This window comes from Facklamia sp. P12937 (genome assembly GCF_050409505.1).
Classification (GTDB): domain Bacteria; phylum Bacillota; class Bacilli; order Lactobacillales; family Aerococcaceae; genus Facklamia.
In genome coordinates this window covers 38,698-56,961 of the sequence record NZ_JBNUPI010000009.1, presented here as the reverse complement: position 1 = coordinate 56,961, position 18,264 = coordinate 38,698, and the positions used below count along the sequence as shown (strand labels likewise).

Below are 18,264 nucleotides of genomic sequence, written 5' to 3'. Positions count from 1 at the left end.
GATAAAATGACAGATAAAAATGAAACAGTAAAAATTCAAGCCAGTCGTCTACAAGACTTAATAAAAAAGAAGTTAATGGCAGCAGGACTACCAGAAGATTCGGCTTTAGAAACGGCTAAACACTTAACTTATGCTGATTTATCTGATATTCATTCTCACGGAGCTGTTCGTGTTGCATATTATGCTGAACGCATTGCCAAGGGGGGCGTGACCAAAGAACCGAAGATTACTTATACAAAAACAGGTCCTGCGACAGCTACTTTTGATGGTGACAATGGTCAAGGACATTATATTGCTAATCTTGCTTTAGAAAAAGTCATCGAATTAGTAAAAGAAAATGGAATTGCCATGGTAGGAGTCACCCATGTTAGTCATACAGGTATGTTAGCTTACTATGTTGAGAAGTTGGCAGAAGCTGGTTATGTTAGCCTGTCGATGACACAATCTGATCCTATGGTAGTGCCTTTTGGAGGGTCTGAAAATTATTTTGGAACCAATCCGATTGCTTTTGGTGCACCTCGCAAGGAGGGTCGTCCAATCTTCTTTGATATGGCAACCACTGTTCAAGCTTGGGGCAAAGTCTTGGATGCGCGTTCAAAGGGCGAGTCAATTCCGGATACCTGGGCAGTTGATGCTGAAGGTAATTCGACCACCGATCCACATAAAGTAGCAGGTCTTTTACCAATTGCGGGTCCCAAGGGATATGGTTTAATGATGATTGTTGATATTCTTTCGGGTATGCTCTTTGGCTTACCTTTTGGTAAGAGTGTCTCTTCAATGTATAATGATTTAGACAAGGGCAGAGACTTAGGACACGTTTATATCGCGGTCGACCCAGCACGCTTTACTAGCTTGGATCAATTTACTTCCAATATTGAACAAATGGTAGAGGAGTTGCATGCTATCAAACCAGCTGATGGCTTCGATCAGGTCTACTATCCTGGAGAATTAGCGGTTTTAAGCACAGAACGTAATCTTGAAAAAGGGATTGATATTCCAAAACATATTATCGATTACCTTGAGTCAGATACTGTTCATTTTAATCAGTATGGTAATAAAGGCGCTTTTGCTGAATAAACCACATAAGCTTAGAAAAAACAAGATAATTAATAAATTTAAAAATAGTCTAACAATCTATCAATTGCTAGACTATTTTTTATATTGAAGAAAGTGATAAGCGTCAAGTCTTTTAAAAAAGGAAGATGAAAATCAGTTATAAAATTGCTCAAGCAAGAAATTGTTATTTTGGTTAGTCTCAGTCTAAGTTGTTTTATATCCTATAAAAGATGGCTTGTAAAAGTAGGAAGGAATTAAATCTCTTGGTATAATGAGTTTACTAAGGAGATGGTTTGTGTGGTATCCGTAGAAAAATTATTAACAATCGACTACCTCTCGGAGATTAAATTATTAACAGATAGAAAAACAATTGAACACCAAGAAGTTAGTAACGTCGAAATAACTGAAACACCCGATGTTGAGTTTTATATCAGTCCGGAGACGTTAATTCTTACAACCGGAATGATTTTTAAAGATGATCAGTTGCAGATGATTCCCTTTATCGATTCATTAATTCGTGCTAAAGGAGTAGGTTTAGCCATTAAATCAGGACGTTTTCTTAATGGAGAACTCCATCCCAAAGTGATTGATTATGCCAATCAGCGCAACTTTCCTATTATTAATATACCTGATAAATATCCACTCGGACGCTTACTCCATCAAATTTCAAATTATATCTGGAATCAACGAAAAGAAGAAATTGAGTTTGCGCTAAGTATTCAAAAGCAATTCTCAGACCTTTTACTTAACAATACTTCCATTGATAAAGTAATCAATGAATTCAGTAAAATCATTAAATGTCCGATTATTCTCTTGAGCCCAATAAAAAAAGTGGTGAGTTATTCGCATCATTTCACTAAAAAACCACTTCTTATCCAATCGTTGCAGGAGCAGTTTCAAAAGCGATTTAAACAAAAACAAGTCCCTAATGATTATTTTAAAATGAAAGATGAAAATGACCAGACACTTCTAATCTCTGCCAGCAGTGTCTTTGTATTTAAATACTTTCCCCATTACTTGCTCATACTAAACCCAGAGAATATGACCTACCCCATATCTGCCTTTACGATTGATCAAGCCAAATTAGTTCTTTCCTATATTCTTTATAAAACGGAAAAAGTTTTTTCCAGCTATTTACACACTTCCTCTAGTTTTATGTTAGAGACTATGGGAGGAGATACCTTAAATAAAGGGATTCTTTATAAAACGATTGAAGAAATTAAATATGTTGACTCCAACTATTACTTGGCTGTTGAAGTAAATGTTTCAAGTGCACTGGAACCTAAATTAAAAACAGTTAAACTCTATGAAAAATATGCGTTAATTTTAGATTTTCTAAAAATTTATGGTCAAGAATATTTTAAGGATATGTTTTTATTTCAAACAGACGCTAATGCCCATCTCTATCTAATCTTACAAAATCATGTCGGTAATCTGGATGAGAAATTAATGCAGTGTCATGATGATTTGTTAAAACTGGTTAATATTGACATGATTTTTAGCGTCGGCGAATCAGTCAGCTCAATTGATCAAGTATCCAGGTCGATTGACCAAGCGTCCTTAGCATTTAAAGCTCGATTGACAGATTATAATAAAGAGACTATTAGCTATTATAACAATTCGGGAGTTCAACATCTTTTTCACGATATCGACAGTAAAGATATTAATTATTTTTGCGAATCAGTACTAAAAGAGTTAGCGTATCCTCAAACAAATAATTTAAAAGAATTACGTGAAACCCTTAAGGTATACTTAGATAATCAGTGTGAGACAACGTTAACTGCCAATATACTATTTGTTCATCGAAATACCGTCAAATATCGTATTGAGAAATGTCAAGAATTATTAGGAGTTGATGTTACCGACCCAAGAGCGTCCTTAAACATTAGAATAGCCTTAATGCTTAGCGTCTAGCTTATCAGTCATATGCAGATCAGTTTGAGCAAACTCTTATGGCTCATCGCTGGAGTTAAGAGAGTTTGCTATTTTATTGCAAAGGACTTTAATAAAGATAAAAAATGCTAAAAGTTAAAACCTCTTGAAAAAAACGAACGTACGTTCTATAATGTTGAAGAGGTGATTCGATGTTGAAGGAAGAACAAGCGCTGGAAATTAATTTTTTTGATTTGGCCTATCGACAATTAGAAGAAGATTATATGAGATATTCAGCTGTAGGTTTGCCTCTTTATTGTGTAATCGACAGCATTATTAAGATGATGCAAAGAGATGAGATAACATTTTTTATCTTACCTCGAGCAAAAAGTTTAGACGGCAAAAATCATTGTTTTTATTTTCGTGTAGTTGATAAGTTCTATGAATATCGTGGCTGTGATTTGTTTTAAAATTTATTTAATGGACAAACATGCAGAACATATTATTAATAAGTAAAGATGTTATAATCAAAATGGAAACGTTTTTTTGAATTGAGTTGAGGGGTACCTAAAGGTCGTTAGTTTAAAATGTAAAAAGGAATGATAAATATGTTAGAACAAACAAAGAGTCAAGCTGTTAATAGAACAAATTTTTGGATAATAGCTGATTTCATCTCTTTTTTTCTTACCATATTTGTCAATTATTTGGGGGGATCAGGTTTAATTAATGATATGAGCCAGCAAGAAGTATCTGCTAAATATACAACACTGATTACTCCCGCTGGTTTTGCTTTTAGTATATGGGGTGTGATTTACACCTTAGTGTTAATCACGCTGACTTATTTAGCCTTTAAGCGTGATGATAAAAAAATTATGCATACTATTTCACTGATTTCTCCTTTATTTATCGTTTCCTGTCTTTTTAATATGGGTTGGATCTTTAGTTTTTCATACGAATTGATAGGTCTTTCTGTTGTGATGATTTTTATATTACTCTTAGCATTAATGAAACTGATTGAAAAAATTAATTATAATAGTAAAAACATTTCTTATAATTTACCAGCTTACGCTTTTACACTCTATGCTGCTTGGGTTTTAATCGCAACTTTTTTAAACATCTCTATTTTCTTAGTCAAAATAGGCTGGGATGGCTTTGGTATCTCAGATTCAGTGTGGTCATTGGTGGTTATTATTATTGCCATTGTTTTTGTTGTAGGCTATGTCTTTATGTATAAGAATGCTTTCTTTCCTATCTCAATAGCTTGGGCTTTCTATGGCATTTATAGTAATTATGAAGAAGGTGTACATAGTTCGGAATTAGTAACAAGTATTAAAGCTGTCTTATTAGCTGGTTTAGCTATCTTAGTAGTATCGTCTATCTATCGGTTTGTTAGGAATAAAAATAGCATCTTCCCAAAGGATCTAAACAGCCAAAATCAATGAGTAGAAAGGGAACAAATATGGTGGGTCAAAATTTCAAAAAAAGAAAGTCAATCTCTTTGGAGAAGAAATAAGTATTTAGTTCTTTCTAAATTACAAAATATTTACTTAGAGATTAAAGAGCACCTTAAAAATGATCATGTTGACCTCGAATATGTTCGTGGAAAAAAGATATTGCCGAAAAATGCCAGAAAACCAAAAGCAAAGCGTAAATGCCTTGCTTCATGGATGGGCTTATTTTAAAAAACAAGCCAATCAGCAGGAAAAAGATGATTTTTAAGCAGCTTAGAGGTCTATCCACAAGGAAAAATCGAACCAAAAGATGTCATTAAATATATCAACCATTTACTTGAGCGATACACCAATTCTTATTTGCAGGCATCGACTTTACTAAAATAAAAGCGAATTTAAATAAATTTCCAATTAGAGTCTTCTACTCATTTAATTTAAGTTTTTAACTAGGATTGAATGGTGAAAGGCTCTTTTTATTAGAAAAAACCTTCCAAAAGGAAGGTCAAAATTAATTAGAGTTAATTTGAAGGTTGATATCTACCAAATGCGATAAGCTATAGCAAAATCCATTTGGCCAATAGCTTTATCCCAACGACAAGTCATAAAGGCAGCCATGTCATCGCCATTTCCGTAATAGGCAAGGAAGGGAATAGAATCTTCATTATAGAAATAGTTATATTGGAAGTCGGTTTGAATGGGAATGATTGCTGTGATTTCATAGCCTTTGGATATTCCGTCCTTATCTGTAACAATAAATTCATTACCCGGTTCAAAATAATTGTTGCTAGCAAAGGGAGCAAAAGCTCCTGTATTAATATGGTCATAATAATGACCAAAAAAGGTACGGATACCATTCATTCCAACTTGAGGAACACCATCTATCCCTAATACATCATTCACTTGGTCAAAGTCATCTTTACTGCCTGTATTATCTTCTAAAGGAATATATTCGACGACGATCCCATTTGATTCGATGGTATTGGGGGTTTTTCCTAAAACTTTTCCCTCGGTATGCATAACGTCTAAATAGTTTTTTGGAATGATGGCTTCTTGATTTTGATAGTCTTTGTTCTTCTTATCATACTCTGTGACTTTTGAATTGCCATCCTTGATTAATTGTTCGGTCATCGCCCCTGCTTTAGCAGTTTCTTTTTTTTCTAGTTTCAAACTGGATTGAATTTTTGCAGGAATTCTCTCTTTTTCTTTATTTTCAGCACTGGCCTCAAGGGTTACTGTCATAATTCCTAATGTTAAACAGAGGACTTTAATAAAAAATTTATTCTTCATAGTGACCACCTCTCAAATGATTTGTTATTTATAATATGCTATACTAGTTATCAAATAGCAACAACTTTCACTTTAATGTAATATAGAAGAAAGATTGATATATAAATCTATAACATTAAATCAGATTATTCAGCTTAAAATTATCAAGCAATAAATTTAATTCTTAGCTAAAAAGGGTGTGTAAGATGAATATTCATTATCAAAGTAAACAAAATCTATCTAATAACGACATACAAGCAGCAAAAGATCTCTTAACACACAAACATCAAGTGGATCGAACCTTTTCTGATCCGTATCTATTTAATCGATACAATTTTGATCGATCAATGCCTAGTTTTTTTACGGCCTATAAAGATCGGAAAATGATAGGTTTATTAGCAGTTTATGCCGATGATGCTGAAGCGGAACTTTCAATAATTGTCGATCCAAACTATCGACGCAAGGGCATAGCATCTAAACTTTACGAAAACTTTCAATCAGAAACTGCTTCTTATGGAATTAAATCTCTTACTTTTAAAACGGAACGCATATTTATAGATGAAAATCCAAAATTTTTAGTCTCTTTAAACTTATTGTTAACAGATGAGGAAGTATTAATGGCTTATGGGACAAGTCCTTACTCAGTTGAAGAACGTTTTGATATTAAAGTTCTGATTGCTTCTGAGGAACATGTAGAGGAAATTGCTCGCTTTCAATCCGAAAGCTTTGAGGATGATTATGAGCTGAGCCTACGATATGCTAGAGAAACAGTAGCAAACCAAGAAAGCCCCATCTATGTAGCCCTATGCCAAGGGAATGTAGTTGCATCCATTTCTGCTGACCAAAGCTCAGATGTCAATTATTTATTTGGTGTTGCAGTGGACCCAAATTTTCAAGGGCAGGGAATTGCCACTTACCTAATGAAGCAAACAATTAATGATTTGATTCAATCAAATCATAAGCCTTTCCACTTAACAGTTGAAGCAGATAACCAAACTGCATTTAATCTTTATAAAAAGTTAGGGTTTAAGGAAATCACTCGTATTGTCCACTTAGAACTTAAAAAATAGAACATTTAGTACAGCCACTTGACTTTCTAGCTCTTAATTTATGAAAGCATTATTTACTTTCAAATAAAGTTTGACAGATCAATAATTTTGGACTATACTAGGTGAGTAGTAAAGAAATAAGTTAATTAAGTCATTTCCATTCAACAAATGTAAATCTTCTTTTTAATTATTTAGTTATTGCAATACAAAGTGCTTAAGACGCACACAGGAGGATTTATATATGAATACAGGTACAGTGAAATGGTTTAATGCCGATAAAGGTTTTGGTTTCATCGAAGGACAAGATGGGAAAGATGTTTTTGCACATTTCTCAGCTATTTCTGGAGACGGCTTCAAAACATTAGATGAAGGCCAAGCAGTGTCTTACGATGTTGTTTCAGGCGATCGTGGCGACCAAGCCGCAAACATCGTAAAACTTTAATATAATTTAAACCCACCAGCTTTGCTGGTGGGTTTTTTTGTGTTTTTTATAAAAGGGTTGACAAGTGTTATATACTGTTATACACTGTTTACGAAAGGGGCAAAATGCATGCAAATAATTATCGATAATACAAGTATGACTCCTCTTTATGAACAAATTGTAGACCAGATAACTGCAATGATTCTAGCAGGAGAAATACCGACTGCAAGTGCGCTTCCTTCCGTGAGATCCCTTTCTAAGGAATTGAAGATCAGTGCGCTAACGGTCAAAAAAGCTTATGACCAATTGGAGAGAGAAGGGTTTATTGAGACAGTTCATGGTAAAGGCTCCTATGTTTTAGAAGCCAATCAAGAACTTTTACGTAATGAACAGTTGATGCAAGTGGAAGCTATAATGGCTCAAGCAATTGAGAAAGCACAACTTTTTCACTTAAGTAAAGATGAAATGCAGTCCATATTTGATTTATTAATGGGGGATTGGGATGTTAAAAGTTAATCATTTAAAGAAAAATTACGGTTCTTTTCAGCTCGATTGCAGTTTGCAAGTTAAAGAAGGAATGGTAACTGGCTTTTTGGGTAGGAACGGATCTGGCAAGACAACGACGATTAAGGCGATTCTTGGTTTGATCTTTCCTGATCAAGGGGAAGTTGAACTTCTTGGGCGTCTGGTTAATCAGTTATCTGGTCATGACAAGGAGAAGTTGGGGGTCGTTTTGTCGGATTCCAATTTTAGTCGAGTGATGAATTGTAAAGATGTTTTAGCTATCTTAAAGCGTAGCTATCGAAACTTTGATGAGGCCATGTTTAGACATTTTGTAGACCAGCAAGGCTTAACGTGGGATAAAAAGTTTGAAAAATTTTCGACAGGTATGCAGGCAAAACTGAAAGTAATTACGGCCATTTCGCATAAAGCTCAATTTTTAATAATGGATGAGCCGACCTCAGGGTTGGATGTAGTGGCGCGTGAAGAAATATTAGATATTTTGCGTGAATACTTAGACGAGTCTCCGCAAACGAGCATTTTAATTTCTTCCCATATTGCCACAGATTTGGAAGGGATTTGCGATGATTTCTACCTTATCGATCAAGGTAAAATAGTTATGTACGAGGAAATGGATCAACTTTTATCTAGCTATGGTATTTTAAAGCTTCGTCAAGAAGAACTGGATCAGATCGATCAATCGCATATCATTAAGATTGATCAGACAAATTATGGTTATTGCTGCTTAACCAATCAAAGACAGTTTTATTTGGAAAATTATCCACAAGTAATTATCGAAAAAGCTTCGGTGGATGATTTAATTAAATTAATGGTAGGTGGTTGCAAATGAAAGGATTGCTTTATAAAGATTGGCTACTAATTCGTAAGATGGGTCTGCAATTTCTGATACCAGTAGTGGTAGGAATCATTGTGCTTTATAGTGGGGACGATAAATTATTTTTTATGACTTACACCTCGATGGTAGGTCTATTCTCCATTATTTCGACTATTTCTTACGATGAGTATGATAATGGCATGCCCATGCTTTTATCGCTACCGTATACACGGCAAGACTATGTGCGTTCAAAATATTTGTTTGCAGTTATAACCATCGTTACTTTATTGATTTTTGAAGTGGGCTTAATCACCAGTATGGCTACCTTCAAAAATATTGAAGAATTTTCTTTTACTGACAACTTTCTTGAAATATTGAGTACTTTAGTGGTATCTTCTGCTATGTGTTGGATTTTGCTTCCCATTTATTTAAAATATGGTGTTAAAAAAGCAATGATTGCCATGATGGTAGTAGGTGGCTTATTATTTGGAGGAATAATGGGAGTTCTTTATCTTATTAAGGAGTTTAAGTTAATTTCATTGGATCAAATACAGTTCTTGCAAAATTTCTTAGCAAATGATTGGAATGTTTTCTTTTTATTTATACTAGTGATAGCAGGAATGATGGGCATATCCTATTATATAAGTAGCAGAATTATGCAAAAGCGGGAGTATTAAATTGTGAAGGCAAATATAGAAATGTCATTGATCAAGATTAAACGTTCACTTAAGTCATTCATATTAAAATTCAGCTTAGAAAATCAATGCCCCTTTTTGATGTTCTCCACGAATAATTAATCAGTGTAAAGCGATGTAAAATTAATAAAAGGAGGTGGTGGCTTATGAAAGGTTTGCTATATAAAGATTGGCTATTAATTCGCAAGACCAAGTTACATATTTTTTTACCAATAATAATGATTTTCATTATCTTGTATATTAAATCTGGTGACCTGGCTTTGATGAGTGTTATTTCAGTTTCAATCTTATCTTTGATACTGTCACCCATGACTTATGATGAGAGGGAAAATGGGATGCCAATGCTTTTGACCCTACCATATACCCGCCAAGATTACGTATATTCAAAATACTTTTCCTTAATCATAGGGTTAATAGGTTTATTAGTTTTTGAAGTTTATTTGACTTCACTCGTCGCTTATTTTCAAAGTCCACAAACTTTCAATTTTATAGACAATCTTTTGACGATACTAATGATTTTGGCTGTTAGCTCAATCCTGGTTTTGATACTGTTACCTATTCAATTAAAATTTGGCTCAGAAGGGACACTATTAATAATCTTTAGCTTTTTAGTCCTTTGTATTGTTGGAGTGGTTCTCTTTTTATTCAGTGAAAAGATAATTTCAACAGATTTATACAGGATTTTGAAAAACTTCTTTTCAAATAAATGGAGCCAACTCTTTACTTCCATACTAGTCATGAGTTTTACTTATTTTGCTTCCTTAATTATAAGTATGAAGATTATGAGAAGACGTGACTATTAAATGAACAAGGGAGTAAAATTCGACAATCATTTAAGTGTTTTCAGCTGAAACAATTCATCGAGTAATAATATATAGGATGTTAAAACAGTTATTTAATAATTTGTATCATTTCAATTGGCTTACAGCCACTTGACTTTCTAGCTCTTAATTTATGAAAGCATCATTTACTTTCAAATAAAGTTTGACAGATCAACAATTTTGGACTATACTAGGTGAGTAATAAAGAAATAAGTTAATTAAGTCATTTCCATTCAACAAATGTAAATCTTCTTTTTAATTATTTAGTTATTGCAATACAAAGTGCTTAAGACGCACACAGGAGGATTTATATATGAATACAGGTACAGTGAAATGGTTTAATGCCGATAAAGGTTTTGGTTTCATCGAAGGACAAGATGGGAAAGATGTTTTTGCACATTTCTCAGCTATTTCTGGAGACGGCTTCAAAACATTAGATGAAGGCCAAGCAGTGTCTTACGATATTGTTTCAGGCGATCGTGGCGACCAAGCTGCAAATATTGTAAAACTATAATATAATTTAGACCCACCAGCTTTGTTGGTGGGCTTTTTTTGTTTGTGCTTTAAGAGTTTAATAAATTTTAAAAATCTCCGTACTGATTTCTAACATTTGAAGCGCGCATTGTCTGAGATTTCCCAATGTTTCATAAGCATAATCTTCGCCGAGAATAGCTCGTGTAGAATCACTCGGTAACAATTCTCTTTTTTCCATTTCAAGATGCTCATACCATTCTTGACTACCATAATAATCGATGAGTTTTGCTATTTTTTCGATTTGGCCTTGGAACGCATCGAGTTGTTCCATTAATTGATTAACAGATTGGTCAACGGCTAAATAGTTTGTTTCCATTTCGATAAAATGCTCAATCTTATCCATTTTATATCCCCCTAAACGAATTATTATTATTATTATTTTATCATCATTTATTAACCTTGCGCTAAAAAGAGTGAAACGAAAGTGGCAGGGACAGTTTATTTAGGTAATAATAGAAAGAGAACAATAAATGGAGGCAAGATTATGAAGATTATTGAAGGAAAGATGCCTTTCAAAGGGCATGAAACCTATTACCGCGTTGTAAATCAAGCAGGTAGCAAACCCCCTCTACTCTTACTCCATGGGGGGCCGGGATCTACTCACAATTACTTGGAAGTTTTAGACCCACTTGCTGAATTGGATGATCGCCCATTGGTTATGTATGATCAAATTGGTTGTGGTTTATCGATGGTTGAAGGGCATCCTGAATTATTTACCGCACAGGTATGGAAAGAAGAATTAATTGCTTTAAGAAATTATTTAAAATTAGACCAAGTTCATATTTTAGGACAATCTTGGGGTGGGATGCTGCAGCAAATATATCAGATTGAAGAACAACCAGAGGGGATAAAATCTTATATCTTTTCATCAACGCTTTCATCCGCCAAGCTTTGGCGCCAAGAAGGGATGCGCCGAGTGAATCTAATGCCAGAAGTCTATCGTCAAGCGATATTAATGGCTGAAGAAAGCGGCAATTACCAATCACCGGAATACCTTGAAGCACTTAATGTGTTTATGGAAAGATATTGTTGTGGTCCAGTCACTGAAGATTCACCTGCTTGCCTAAAAAGAGAAAAGGCAGCTGGTTCAGAAGCTTATCTAGTGGGTTGGGGGCCTAATGAATTTACGCCGACTGGGACTTTGTCTGGCTTTGAATATACGGAGCACTTAAGGGAAATCGTACAACCATCCTTAGTGATCAGTGGGGCTATGGATCTTTCTTCTCCATACATTGCTAAAACTTTGTATGATAATCTACCCAATGCTGAATGGGAGTTGTTCCAGTATAGTCGACATATGTGTTACATTGATGAAACGGAAAAATACATTAATGTCTTAATGAATTGGTTAAATCGAAAGGATTAATGAAATCTGAGGAGGTTCTATTTAATTAGACATTCAATGCGAGACCTTACTGTTAAAAACGGATAAGTGCCTTTAACGGTTGAAGAAAAAATTGATTGAGGAGTTGGCAATTTTTTGAAGATAAAGAAATCAGTGCTATTTATGCGAGTCCATATCTTCATGTCAAACAAACCATTGAACCTACAGCTGAACGATTAAATTTAAAATTTATTTAGCAGAAAGATTTACGAGAGCGTAGGATTGGGGAAGGGGGAAGAGTTTTCTACAATTGCGCAAAACCAATGGGATAATTTTAATTATAAGTTGTCGAATAGTGAGTCATTACATGAAGTATCTCATCGAGTCGTATCTTGTTTTAAGGAAATAACAGAGCAATCACAAGCTAGTATCATTGTTGCTAGTCATGGCACAGCTTTGTCCGTACTAATGAATGTTTTGACAAAAAACAGTTTGCTTATCAAGATTTCTTAAGTATGAAACAACTGCAAGTTTATGAATTAAAACATTCTCAAAGACAAGTTGAAGAGTGGGAAAAATTAAAATTCATTAGTTCGAGAAGCGGACTATTTTACTGGACATCGCATTTTTAATGAAGGAGTGACCCTCAAGTTCAGATATTAATCAACGTATCTTAAGGCATTATTGATGGATCATGTAAGAATCATGAAAGGTAGTAATTATTATCTTCCCTCACTAAGCATAATAAAAATTGTCTTTCTCTTGTTAACAACTAGAGTATTTAGTAGGATAGAAAAAAATGAGAGGAAGGATATGAATAGCCACTTACCTTTACATGAATGGGATCATAATCCCCAAGCCATTATTAACCCTAAAGAAGTCACAGAGAAAGTAGTAAATTTTCCAGACACAGTAGTTTTTTGCTTTTCCTGCTTAACTTTCCAAAGAATGATCAGTGATTATCCACATGAAGCGATTGCTTCCACTTCTACTGCTCAGGGCGAGATTCCTATTTATCAGCTACAAATTGGAAAACAAACGATTGCTGCTTTCAATTCTCAAGTAGGAAGTCCGGCTTGTGTAGGCGTCCTGGAGCACCTATGGGCAATGGGGATGAAACGTCTCGTTTTATTTGGAACCTGTGGTGTGCTAGACCCTAGTATTGAAGAGTTATCAATTATTATTCCAAATCGAGCGGTGCGAGATGAAGGAACCTCTTTCCACTATCTTAAACCAAGCTATGAATTAGATGTAAATAAAAGGAGCTTAGAAGATTTTCAATCATACCTCAATCAAAAAGGGGTTTCATCGCGTATTGGTAAGGCCTGGACAACGGATGCTATTTTCAGAGAAACAATTGATCGGTATAAAAAACGAAAAGAGCAAGGCTGTATCAGTGTCGATATGGAATGTTCAGCCGTAGCCGCCTGGGCTCAATTGCGATCAGTTGAAGTGTGTCACTTCTTTTATGCTGCCGATCATTTGAGTGAAGAAGCTTGGGACAGCCCGTTCTTTATCCGATCATCTTGCCTTAGATTCTAAGGCTTTCATTGCTCAAATAGCAATTGAGTTTGCTTTAATATGGAAGTAGACTAAAACAAAAGCAGCGACAAAAAGGTCGCTGCTTTTTCACTATAAAACGTCGTAAAGGTCGATTAAAGCACGTGCAGTATCCAGCGAAGAATAATTAATGATCTGATATTCAAAATTTTTATTTTTAAGTGTGTAGTGTTGATCATAGTATGAAAGGATGAGATCTTTAATGACGGATGCATAGTCACCTTGATTAAGGGATTCTATATGCATAGCCTTGCGTTGCGGGTTCATCTTATCCATTCTGTTCAAGCTTTCTTTAATCTCTGCTAAATTTTTTTGATCAGAAGCATTAATATATTCATCTTCGATTCGTTCAATTCGTAAATCTATTGGTGAATCAATGTAGACTTGATGGGGGGATTGTTTATATGCTTGATAAAGGGTGTGGGGGGTGTGCACCTTACCAATGCTAGCACTTTCTCCTTCAATAAAAACAATGCCTGGTTGGAATGATTCAAGTTTGTTAATTAGGGCTGCCTCGTAATTAGCTTGGCTAGGTTGTTGACCCAATCCAATCTGACCAAAATGCGACCCTCTATGATTCGCTAAACCTTCTAAGTCTAATACTTGGCCACCCATTGCTTCGATGTGTTTTAAAATCAAGGTTTTGCCCGTTCCAGTCATACCGTCTAAAGATACGAATTGAAAGTGATGAGGTAGTACTTCGAGTTGATCTAATACACGTTGGCGATAAGCTTGGTACCCTCCAGCTAATTGATAGACAGTCAAACCGAGTCCATCTAATAAACCAACAATTGAAGAAGAGCGAAAGCCACCACTTTTACAATAGAAAATTAATGTATGGCCATGACTAGCTGTTATAATATGTTGAAAAAAGGTCGGTAAAATACCACTCATAAAATTAATACCAACTTGTTTAGCCTGGTCAATCTGTCCTTGGCTATAAAGTGTTCCAACCTCATGGCGGGTTGAATCATCCATAACAGGAAGATTGATAGCATTTGGAAGGTGGCCTTGAGCAAATTCCTTAGGACTTCTGACATCTATCCAAAGTGGGTTTAATAAAGATTTTGATTGTTGATAAGAAATTAAATATTTCAAAAGATCACATTCCTTTAGTTACTAAATAGATAAGTTCAATATTAAATTTTACATCTAATCACTATAAAATGAAAGATTAGATTATTTTTCTTGAAGAAAGACTGTCAACCCCAAGCGATTATGTCCCGAAATTTGATTAATTTGGGTACAAGTAAGAATTGATCGAAAGTCCTACCGGGCTTTGCTTGGTTGCCTCTTCTTGTCTTCATTTTATATCAATACGGTTGATAGGAAGCTGCTTTCTACGGATGAGACAGAGGTGGGATAGAAGGTTTAGCTTGTTCAATTATCGCTTGCTCTTATAGATTTTCACTGACCGACTTATGCCGATGAATTTCTTCCAATGCATAGAGTTGATCTTTGTAAGAGGCAAACAATTCTTGTTTACGGCTTTCAATCACCAACACTTTTGTCTTTTTATTCAAATAGACGGGCTTAGCTTGCTGATCAATGAGACGATAACGATGCTTTTGATACTGAATGGCATGCTTAGCTTGAATACGACACCAATTAAAGCGTGCGAGAATAGGATCTAAATTCATACCCTTAGCTAGTCTTTCAAAGGCGGTTATGCTAGGCTTAATTGAGAGGGCAATTTGATTATTAAACGTCTCTAAGATGGATGGGAGATAGCAATTGGCTTCTTGAATGGTTTGGATATTTGCAAGCTTCATCTCATTGAAAAGACGGTCTTGAAACGTACCGAAGAGTCGCTCAATAGGTCCTTTGGTTTGCAGAATTGAAGTGGAACTTAATTGAATACCATGCGTCTGACACGCATATCCAAATTGAGTGGAGGCCTTTTGTTCGATAACTTCGGACAAAGAGGCCTCTTTGCGTTGTGTCCCTCTTTGATCGAAAAACGATCGATTATCTGTCAAAATTTCATAAGGTATGCCATATTTTGTAAGAAATTGTTGAGTAACTTCAGAATAGCCATTGAGGGTTTCTTGCGTATCAAACGAAGCTCCAACACCCCTTCCCATCGCGTCATCAATAGTAGTGTGAAGATGATAATAGGAAGTATCTCCTTCAAACCACTGGTGTTGTGAAGCATCCATTTGAAGGGGATCGCCAGCATATTTTTTACGTGGACATACCAGGTGAGCCTTTTCAGGAGAAAGAGTAATTACCGTTTGAGAGAGCGCCTTATCCCGTTGAGAGAGTGTTCCTTTGGCTTCAATTTTTTGTTCGAGAGCTTGTCTTGGCTGACGACGTGTTTGTCTTCGCGCTTTAGGAGACACTGTCTGATGTTTTTCATGATATTTGGAAGAGTCGATTCGAAAATTTGAATCTGTTCACATGCCTTTAATTTTTCACAGAAGTGTTTAAAATTGAACCCTTCATAGACAGTTTGGTACAAATGGATAATCTTTTTTCAATTGTTTGACTTATTTTATTAATTGGGGAGTGATTAACATTTCCATGTTGAAAGCCTAATTTAACATAGGTTTTATAGACAGTTAATCGTCGTTTATTGAGCGACGCGATAAAGCGAGCTCCACTTGGTCTTTGGCTTTTGATTTTCGGCCCTGTGCAACCGATTGAATGACAGCATATTTTCTTTGCTCGAACATTGTTAATCAAACTTTCATCTAACTACCCCTGAAAGAAGTATAACTCAGAAGTGGGACATTTTGATTTGTGTTCTCTTGAGACATTATCATTTACGTTTAACACAAAGAGTCGATTATTTTTAATAAAGTCTTGATTTTTTTGAATGGTCGGGCTATAATAAGGAAAAATTTTATTAGTCTTTAACCGTGTACGAGATACATGAAAGATTTATTTGAATAGTTCATTGGAGAAACTCTCTCTAATGGGATATCCTTTTATGTGCGCAAGAGGTCAGTAACGGTTTTTCGTTACTGACCTCTTTTTTGGTTAAAACTAAGCGAATTCAACTTATGAAAGGAAGTATGAAATGACGCTTACGACCCAAATTGCCAATCAACATTTTAAATCCTGTTTAATGAATGCCGCCGGGGTTCATTGCCAAACAAGAGAAGAGCTAAATGAAATTTTAGACTCTCAAGCTGCTACTTTTGTTACCAAAACAGCTACTAGTCAAGCGAGAAAGGGCAATCCTGAGCCACGCTATGTGGGGAATCTTCACGGTTCAATCAATTCGATGGGCTTACCGAATTTAGGGATTGATTATTATCTAGACTATCTTTCTGAGTTAGATCGTTCAGATCTTTTCTTGTCGGTAACGGGCCTTTCTAAAGAGGAAATCTACCAAGTTTTGCATAAAGTACAAGATGCTTCATTCAATGGCTTGATCGAATTAAACCTGTCCTGCCCAAATGTAGTCGGCAAACCCCAGACAGCCTATGATTTTGAACTCATGCACGAGATTTTGACAGAAGTGTTTAGTTTTGTAAACAAACCACTAGGAGTAAAATTACCTCCTTATTTTGATCTGGTTCACTTTGATCAAGTGGCCGCAATCTTGAATCAATTTCCGCTTTCTTTTGTCAATTCAGTCAATTCAATTGGTAATGGTTTGTGGATTCAAGATCAAACTGTTGCAATCAAACCAAAGCAAGGCTTTGGAGGGATTGGAGGAGCCGCAATTAAAGCAACGGCTCTGGCTAATGTACATGCCTTCTACCAGCGTCTAAATGACTCCATAGCCATTATTGGGACAGGGGGCGTTGCAAGTGGGCGTGATGCTTTTGAACACATTCTTTGTGGAGCTTCAATGGTTCAAGTAGGAACAGCTTTGATGGAAGAAGGACCACAAATTTTTGAGCGATTGAATCAAGAATTAAAGGCTGAAATGGCATCTTATGGCTATCAAAAAATAGAAGATTACCGCGGTAAATTACAGTACATGGAGGGATAAAATAATGAGTAATCACAACTTAGTTTTTAAGCATTTTGAATCAACCAAGAAACTAAATTCAGGAATGGTAATGAAACTAATTCATCGAGCCATCGAATTTAAAAACCTTGATCGCTCACTATTACCACAGTATCCAGGACACTTTGTTTGTAATGTTTTTTTGGAAAATTCGACAAGAACGCACCTTTCTTTTGAAATGGCTGAGAAAAAGTTAGGTATGCCGGTTATTGCTTTTGATGCTAAAACATCTTCACTTTCCAAAGGAGAAACCCTCTTAGACACTTTAATTACACTTGAATCTTTAGGGGTAGATACAGTTGTGGTACGTACTCGCGAAGAAAATTACTTCGAGCCGTTGATGAAATCACCGCACTTGAATTTGTCAATTATTAATGGTGGGGATGGGGCCTCTCAGCATCCTACACAGTGTATGCTCGACTTGATGACCATTTATGAAAAATTCCAACGTTTTATTGGTTTGAAAATAGCAATCGTAGGAGACCTCAGTCACTCTCGTGTTGCTCATTCTAACGCTGAAATTTTATCTCGTTTAGGAGCTGAACTATATTTTTCAGGACCAGAAGAGTGGTATGATGAAACCTTTGATCATTTCGGAAGCTATCTACCCATTGATGAATTGATTGGAGAAGTCGATGTCTTAATGCTCTTAAGAGTTCAATTAGAACGCCATGACCAGCCAGATAGTTTCGAAGCGGAAACCTATCATCGTTTATACGGTTTAAATACCGAAAGAGCCAGTCGCATGCAAGACCATGCAATTATTATGCACCCTGCACCGGTCAATCGAGGGGTAGAAATTGCTGATGAATTAGTCATGTCAGAAAGATCTGTAATAGCTGAACAAATGAAAAATGGTGTATTTATGCGTATGTCAATTATTGAAGCAGTTATGAACGGAAAGTAGGGGGGAAA

General features: G+C 35.5%; 19 protein-coding genes and 2 pseudogenes. 17 read left to right on the top strand and 4 right to left on the bottom strand.

The features are described from left to right. The first annotated feature begins 6 nt into the window (after positions 1 to 6). The 5 genes and pseudogenes from allD to ACQV2R_RS04700 all read left to right on the top strand — a co-directional run bounded on the left by allD (position 7) and on the right by ACQV2R_RS04700 (position 4,766). Positions 7 to 1,077, top strand: coding sequence for an ureidoglycolate dehydrogenase (allD, locus tag ACQV2R_RS04720; protein WP_428874216.1), 1,071 nt, complete (start codon positions 7 to 9; stop codon positions 1,075 to 1,077). 276 nt (positions 1,078 to 1,353) lie between these two features. Beyond that, the gene (locus ACQV2R_RS04715) at positions 1,354 to 2,970 is read left to right on the top strand and encodes a PucR family transcriptional regulator (RefSeq protein ID WP_428874217.1); all 1,617 of its coding nucleotides are present in this window, start codon (positions 1,354 to 1,356) and stop codon (positions 2,968 to 2,970) included. 170 nt (positions 2,971 to 3,140) lie between these two features. Beyond that, positions 3,141 to 3,398 (top strand): DUF5960 family protein, encoded by a 258-nt coding sequence (locus tag ACQV2R_RS04710; RefSeq protein WP_428874218.1) that lies wholly within the window; start codon positions 3,141 to 3,143, stop codon positions 3,396 to 3,398. Between the two features lie 138 nt (positions 3,399 to 3,536). Further along, positions 3,537 to 4,370 (top strand): TspO/MBR family protein, encoded by an 834-nt coding sequence (locus tag ACQV2R_RS04705; protein ID WP_428891880.1) that lies wholly within the window; start codon positions 3,537 to 3,539, stop codon positions 4,368 to 4,370. A gap of 130 nt (positions 4,371 to 4,500) precedes the next feature. Then, positions 4,501 to 4,766, top strand: a pseudogene (locus ACQV2R_RS04700) (DUF1722 domain-containing protein). A gap of 150 nt (positions 4,767 to 4,916) precedes the next feature. Here the strand turns inward: ACQV2R_RS04700 and ACQV2R_RS04695 are convergent. Beyond that, positions 4,917 to 5,666: a hypothetical protein gene (locus tag ACQV2R_RS04695; RefSeq protein ID WP_428891879.1), complete on the bottom strand. Its 750-nt coding sequence runs from the start codon at positions 5,664 to 5,666 to the stop codon at positions 4,917 to 4,919. Between the two features lie 185 nt (positions 5,667 to 5,851). Between ACQV2R_RS04695 and ACQV2R_RS04690 the strand changes: the two genes are divergently transcribed. From ACQV2R_RS04690 to ACQV2R_RS04660, 7 genes are all read left to right on the top strand, one after another. Further along, entirely contained in the window at positions 5,852 to 6,715 is an 864-nt protein-coding gene (locus tag ACQV2R_RS04690; protein WP_428885290.1) for a GNAT family N-acetyltransferase, read from the top strand. A 220-nt stretch (positions 6,716 to 6,935) separates the two neighbouring features. Further along, positions 6,936 to 7,136 carry a cold-shock protein gene (locus ACQV2R_RS04685; protein WP_428885289.1) on the top strand — a complete coding sequence of 67 codons (201 nt, stop codon included), beginning with the start codon at positions 6,936 to 6,938 and terminating at the stop codon, positions 7,134 to 7,136. A gap of 108 nt (positions 7,137 to 7,244) precedes the next feature. After that, positions 7,245 to 7,631 (top strand): GntR family transcriptional regulator, encoded by a 387-nt coding sequence (locus ACQV2R_RS04680; protein WP_428875552.1) that lies wholly within the window; start codon positions 7,245 to 7,247, stop codon positions 7,629 to 7,631. Then, on the top strand, positions 7,618 to 8,466 hold the full coding sequence (locus ACQV2R_RS04675; protein WP_428891878.1) for an ABC transporter ATP-binding protein: 849 nt from the start codon (positions 7,618 to 7,620) through the stop codon (positions 8,464 to 8,466). Before ACQV2R_RS04680 ends, ACQV2R_RS04675 begins: the two co-directional genes overlap by 14 nt. Further along, complete coding sequence (locus tag ACQV2R_RS04670; RefSeq protein WP_428875554.1) at positions 8,463 to 9,128, top strand: ABC-2 transporter permease; 666 nt, start codon at positions 8,463 to 8,465, stop codon at positions 9,126 to 9,128. The genes ACQV2R_RS04675 and ACQV2R_RS04670 overlap by 4 nt, the downstream gene beginning before the upstream one ends. Before the next feature lie 164 nt (positions 9,129 to 9,292). Then, positions 9,293 to 9,949 (top strand): ABC-2 transporter permease, encoded by a 657-nt coding sequence (locus ACQV2R_RS04665; protein ID WP_428891877.1) that lies wholly within the window; start codon positions 9,293 to 9,295, stop codon positions 9,947 to 9,949. A gap of 331 nt (positions 9,950 to 10,280) precedes the next feature. Continuing rightward, complete coding sequence (locus ACQV2R_RS04660; RefSeq protein WP_428874223.1) at positions 10,281 to 10,481, top strand: cold-shock protein; 201 nt, start codon at positions 10,281 to 10,283, stop codon at positions 10,479 to 10,481. A gap of 57 nt (positions 10,482 to 10,538) precedes the next feature. On the opposite strand, the gene ACQV2R_RS04655 is transcribed toward ACQV2R_RS04660, so the two are convergent. Further along, positions 10,539 to 10,844 carry a DUF4298 domain-containing protein gene (locus tag ACQV2R_RS04655; protein WP_428875559.1) on the bottom strand — a complete coding sequence of 102 codons (306 nt, stop codon included), beginning with the start codon at positions 10,842 to 10,844 and terminating at the stop codon, positions 10,539 to 10,541. 141 nt (positions 10,845 to 10,985) lie between these two features. Between ACQV2R_RS04655 and pepI the strand changes: the two genes are divergently transcribed. The 3 genes and pseudogenes from pepI (at position 10,986) to ACQV2R_RS04640 (ending at position 13,416) form a co-directional block, all read left to right on the top strand. Then, entirely contained in the window at positions 10,986 to 11,867 is an 882-nt protein-coding gene (gene pepI / locus ACQV2R_RS04650; RefSeq protein ID WP_428875557.1) for a proline iminopeptidase, read from the top strand. Between the two features lie 240 nt (positions 11,868 to 12,107). Beyond that, positions 12,108 to 12,338 (top strand): histidine phosphatase family protein, encoded by a 231-nt coding sequence (locus tag ACQV2R_RS04645; RefSeq protein ID WP_428875556.1) that lies wholly within the window; start codon positions 12,108 to 12,110, stop codon positions 12,336 to 12,338. A 300-nt stretch (positions 12,339 to 12,638) separates the two neighbouring features. Continuing rightward, positions 12,639 to 13,416, top strand: a pseudogene (locus ACQV2R_RS04640) (nucleoside phosphorylase). A gap of 41 nt (positions 13,417 to 13,457) precedes the next feature. Here ACQV2R_RS04640 and mnmH read toward each other — a convergent pair. Together mnmH and ACQV2R_RS04630 are read right to left on the bottom strand one after the other, a co-directional pair. After that, entirely contained in the window at positions 13,458 to 14,483 is a 1,026-nt protein-coding gene (gene mnmH / locus ACQV2R_RS04635) for a tRNA 2-selenouridine(34) synthase MnmH (RefSeq protein ID WP_428875313.1), read from the bottom strand. Positions 14,484 to 14,782: 299 nt separating this feature from the next. Continuing rightward, a complete protein-coding gene (locus ACQV2R_RS04630; RefSeq protein ID WP_428891876.1) occupies positions 14,783 to 15,727 on the bottom strand; it encodes a hypothetical protein in 945 nt (314 codons plus the stop codon). Between the two features lie 680 nt (positions 15,728 to 16,407). Here ACQV2R_RS04630 and ACQV2R_RS04625 point away from each other — a divergent pair. Together ACQV2R_RS04625 and ACQV2R_RS04620 are read left to right on the top strand one after the other, a co-directional pair. Beyond that, complete coding sequence (locus tag ACQV2R_RS04625) at positions 16,408 to 17,331, top strand: dihydroorotate oxidase (RefSeq protein ID WP_428875311.1); 924 nt, start codon at positions 16,408 to 16,410, stop codon at positions 17,329 to 17,331. Positions 17,332 to 17,335: 4 nt separating this feature from the next. Next, positions 17,336 to 18,256 carry an aspartate carbamoyltransferase catalytic subunit gene (locus ACQV2R_RS04620; RefSeq protein WP_428874264.1) on the top strand — a complete coding sequence of 307 codons (921 nt, stop codon included), beginning with the start codon at positions 17,336 to 17,338 and terminating at the stop codon, positions 18,254 to 18,256. Positions 18,257 to 18,264 lie beyond the last annotated feature (8 nt).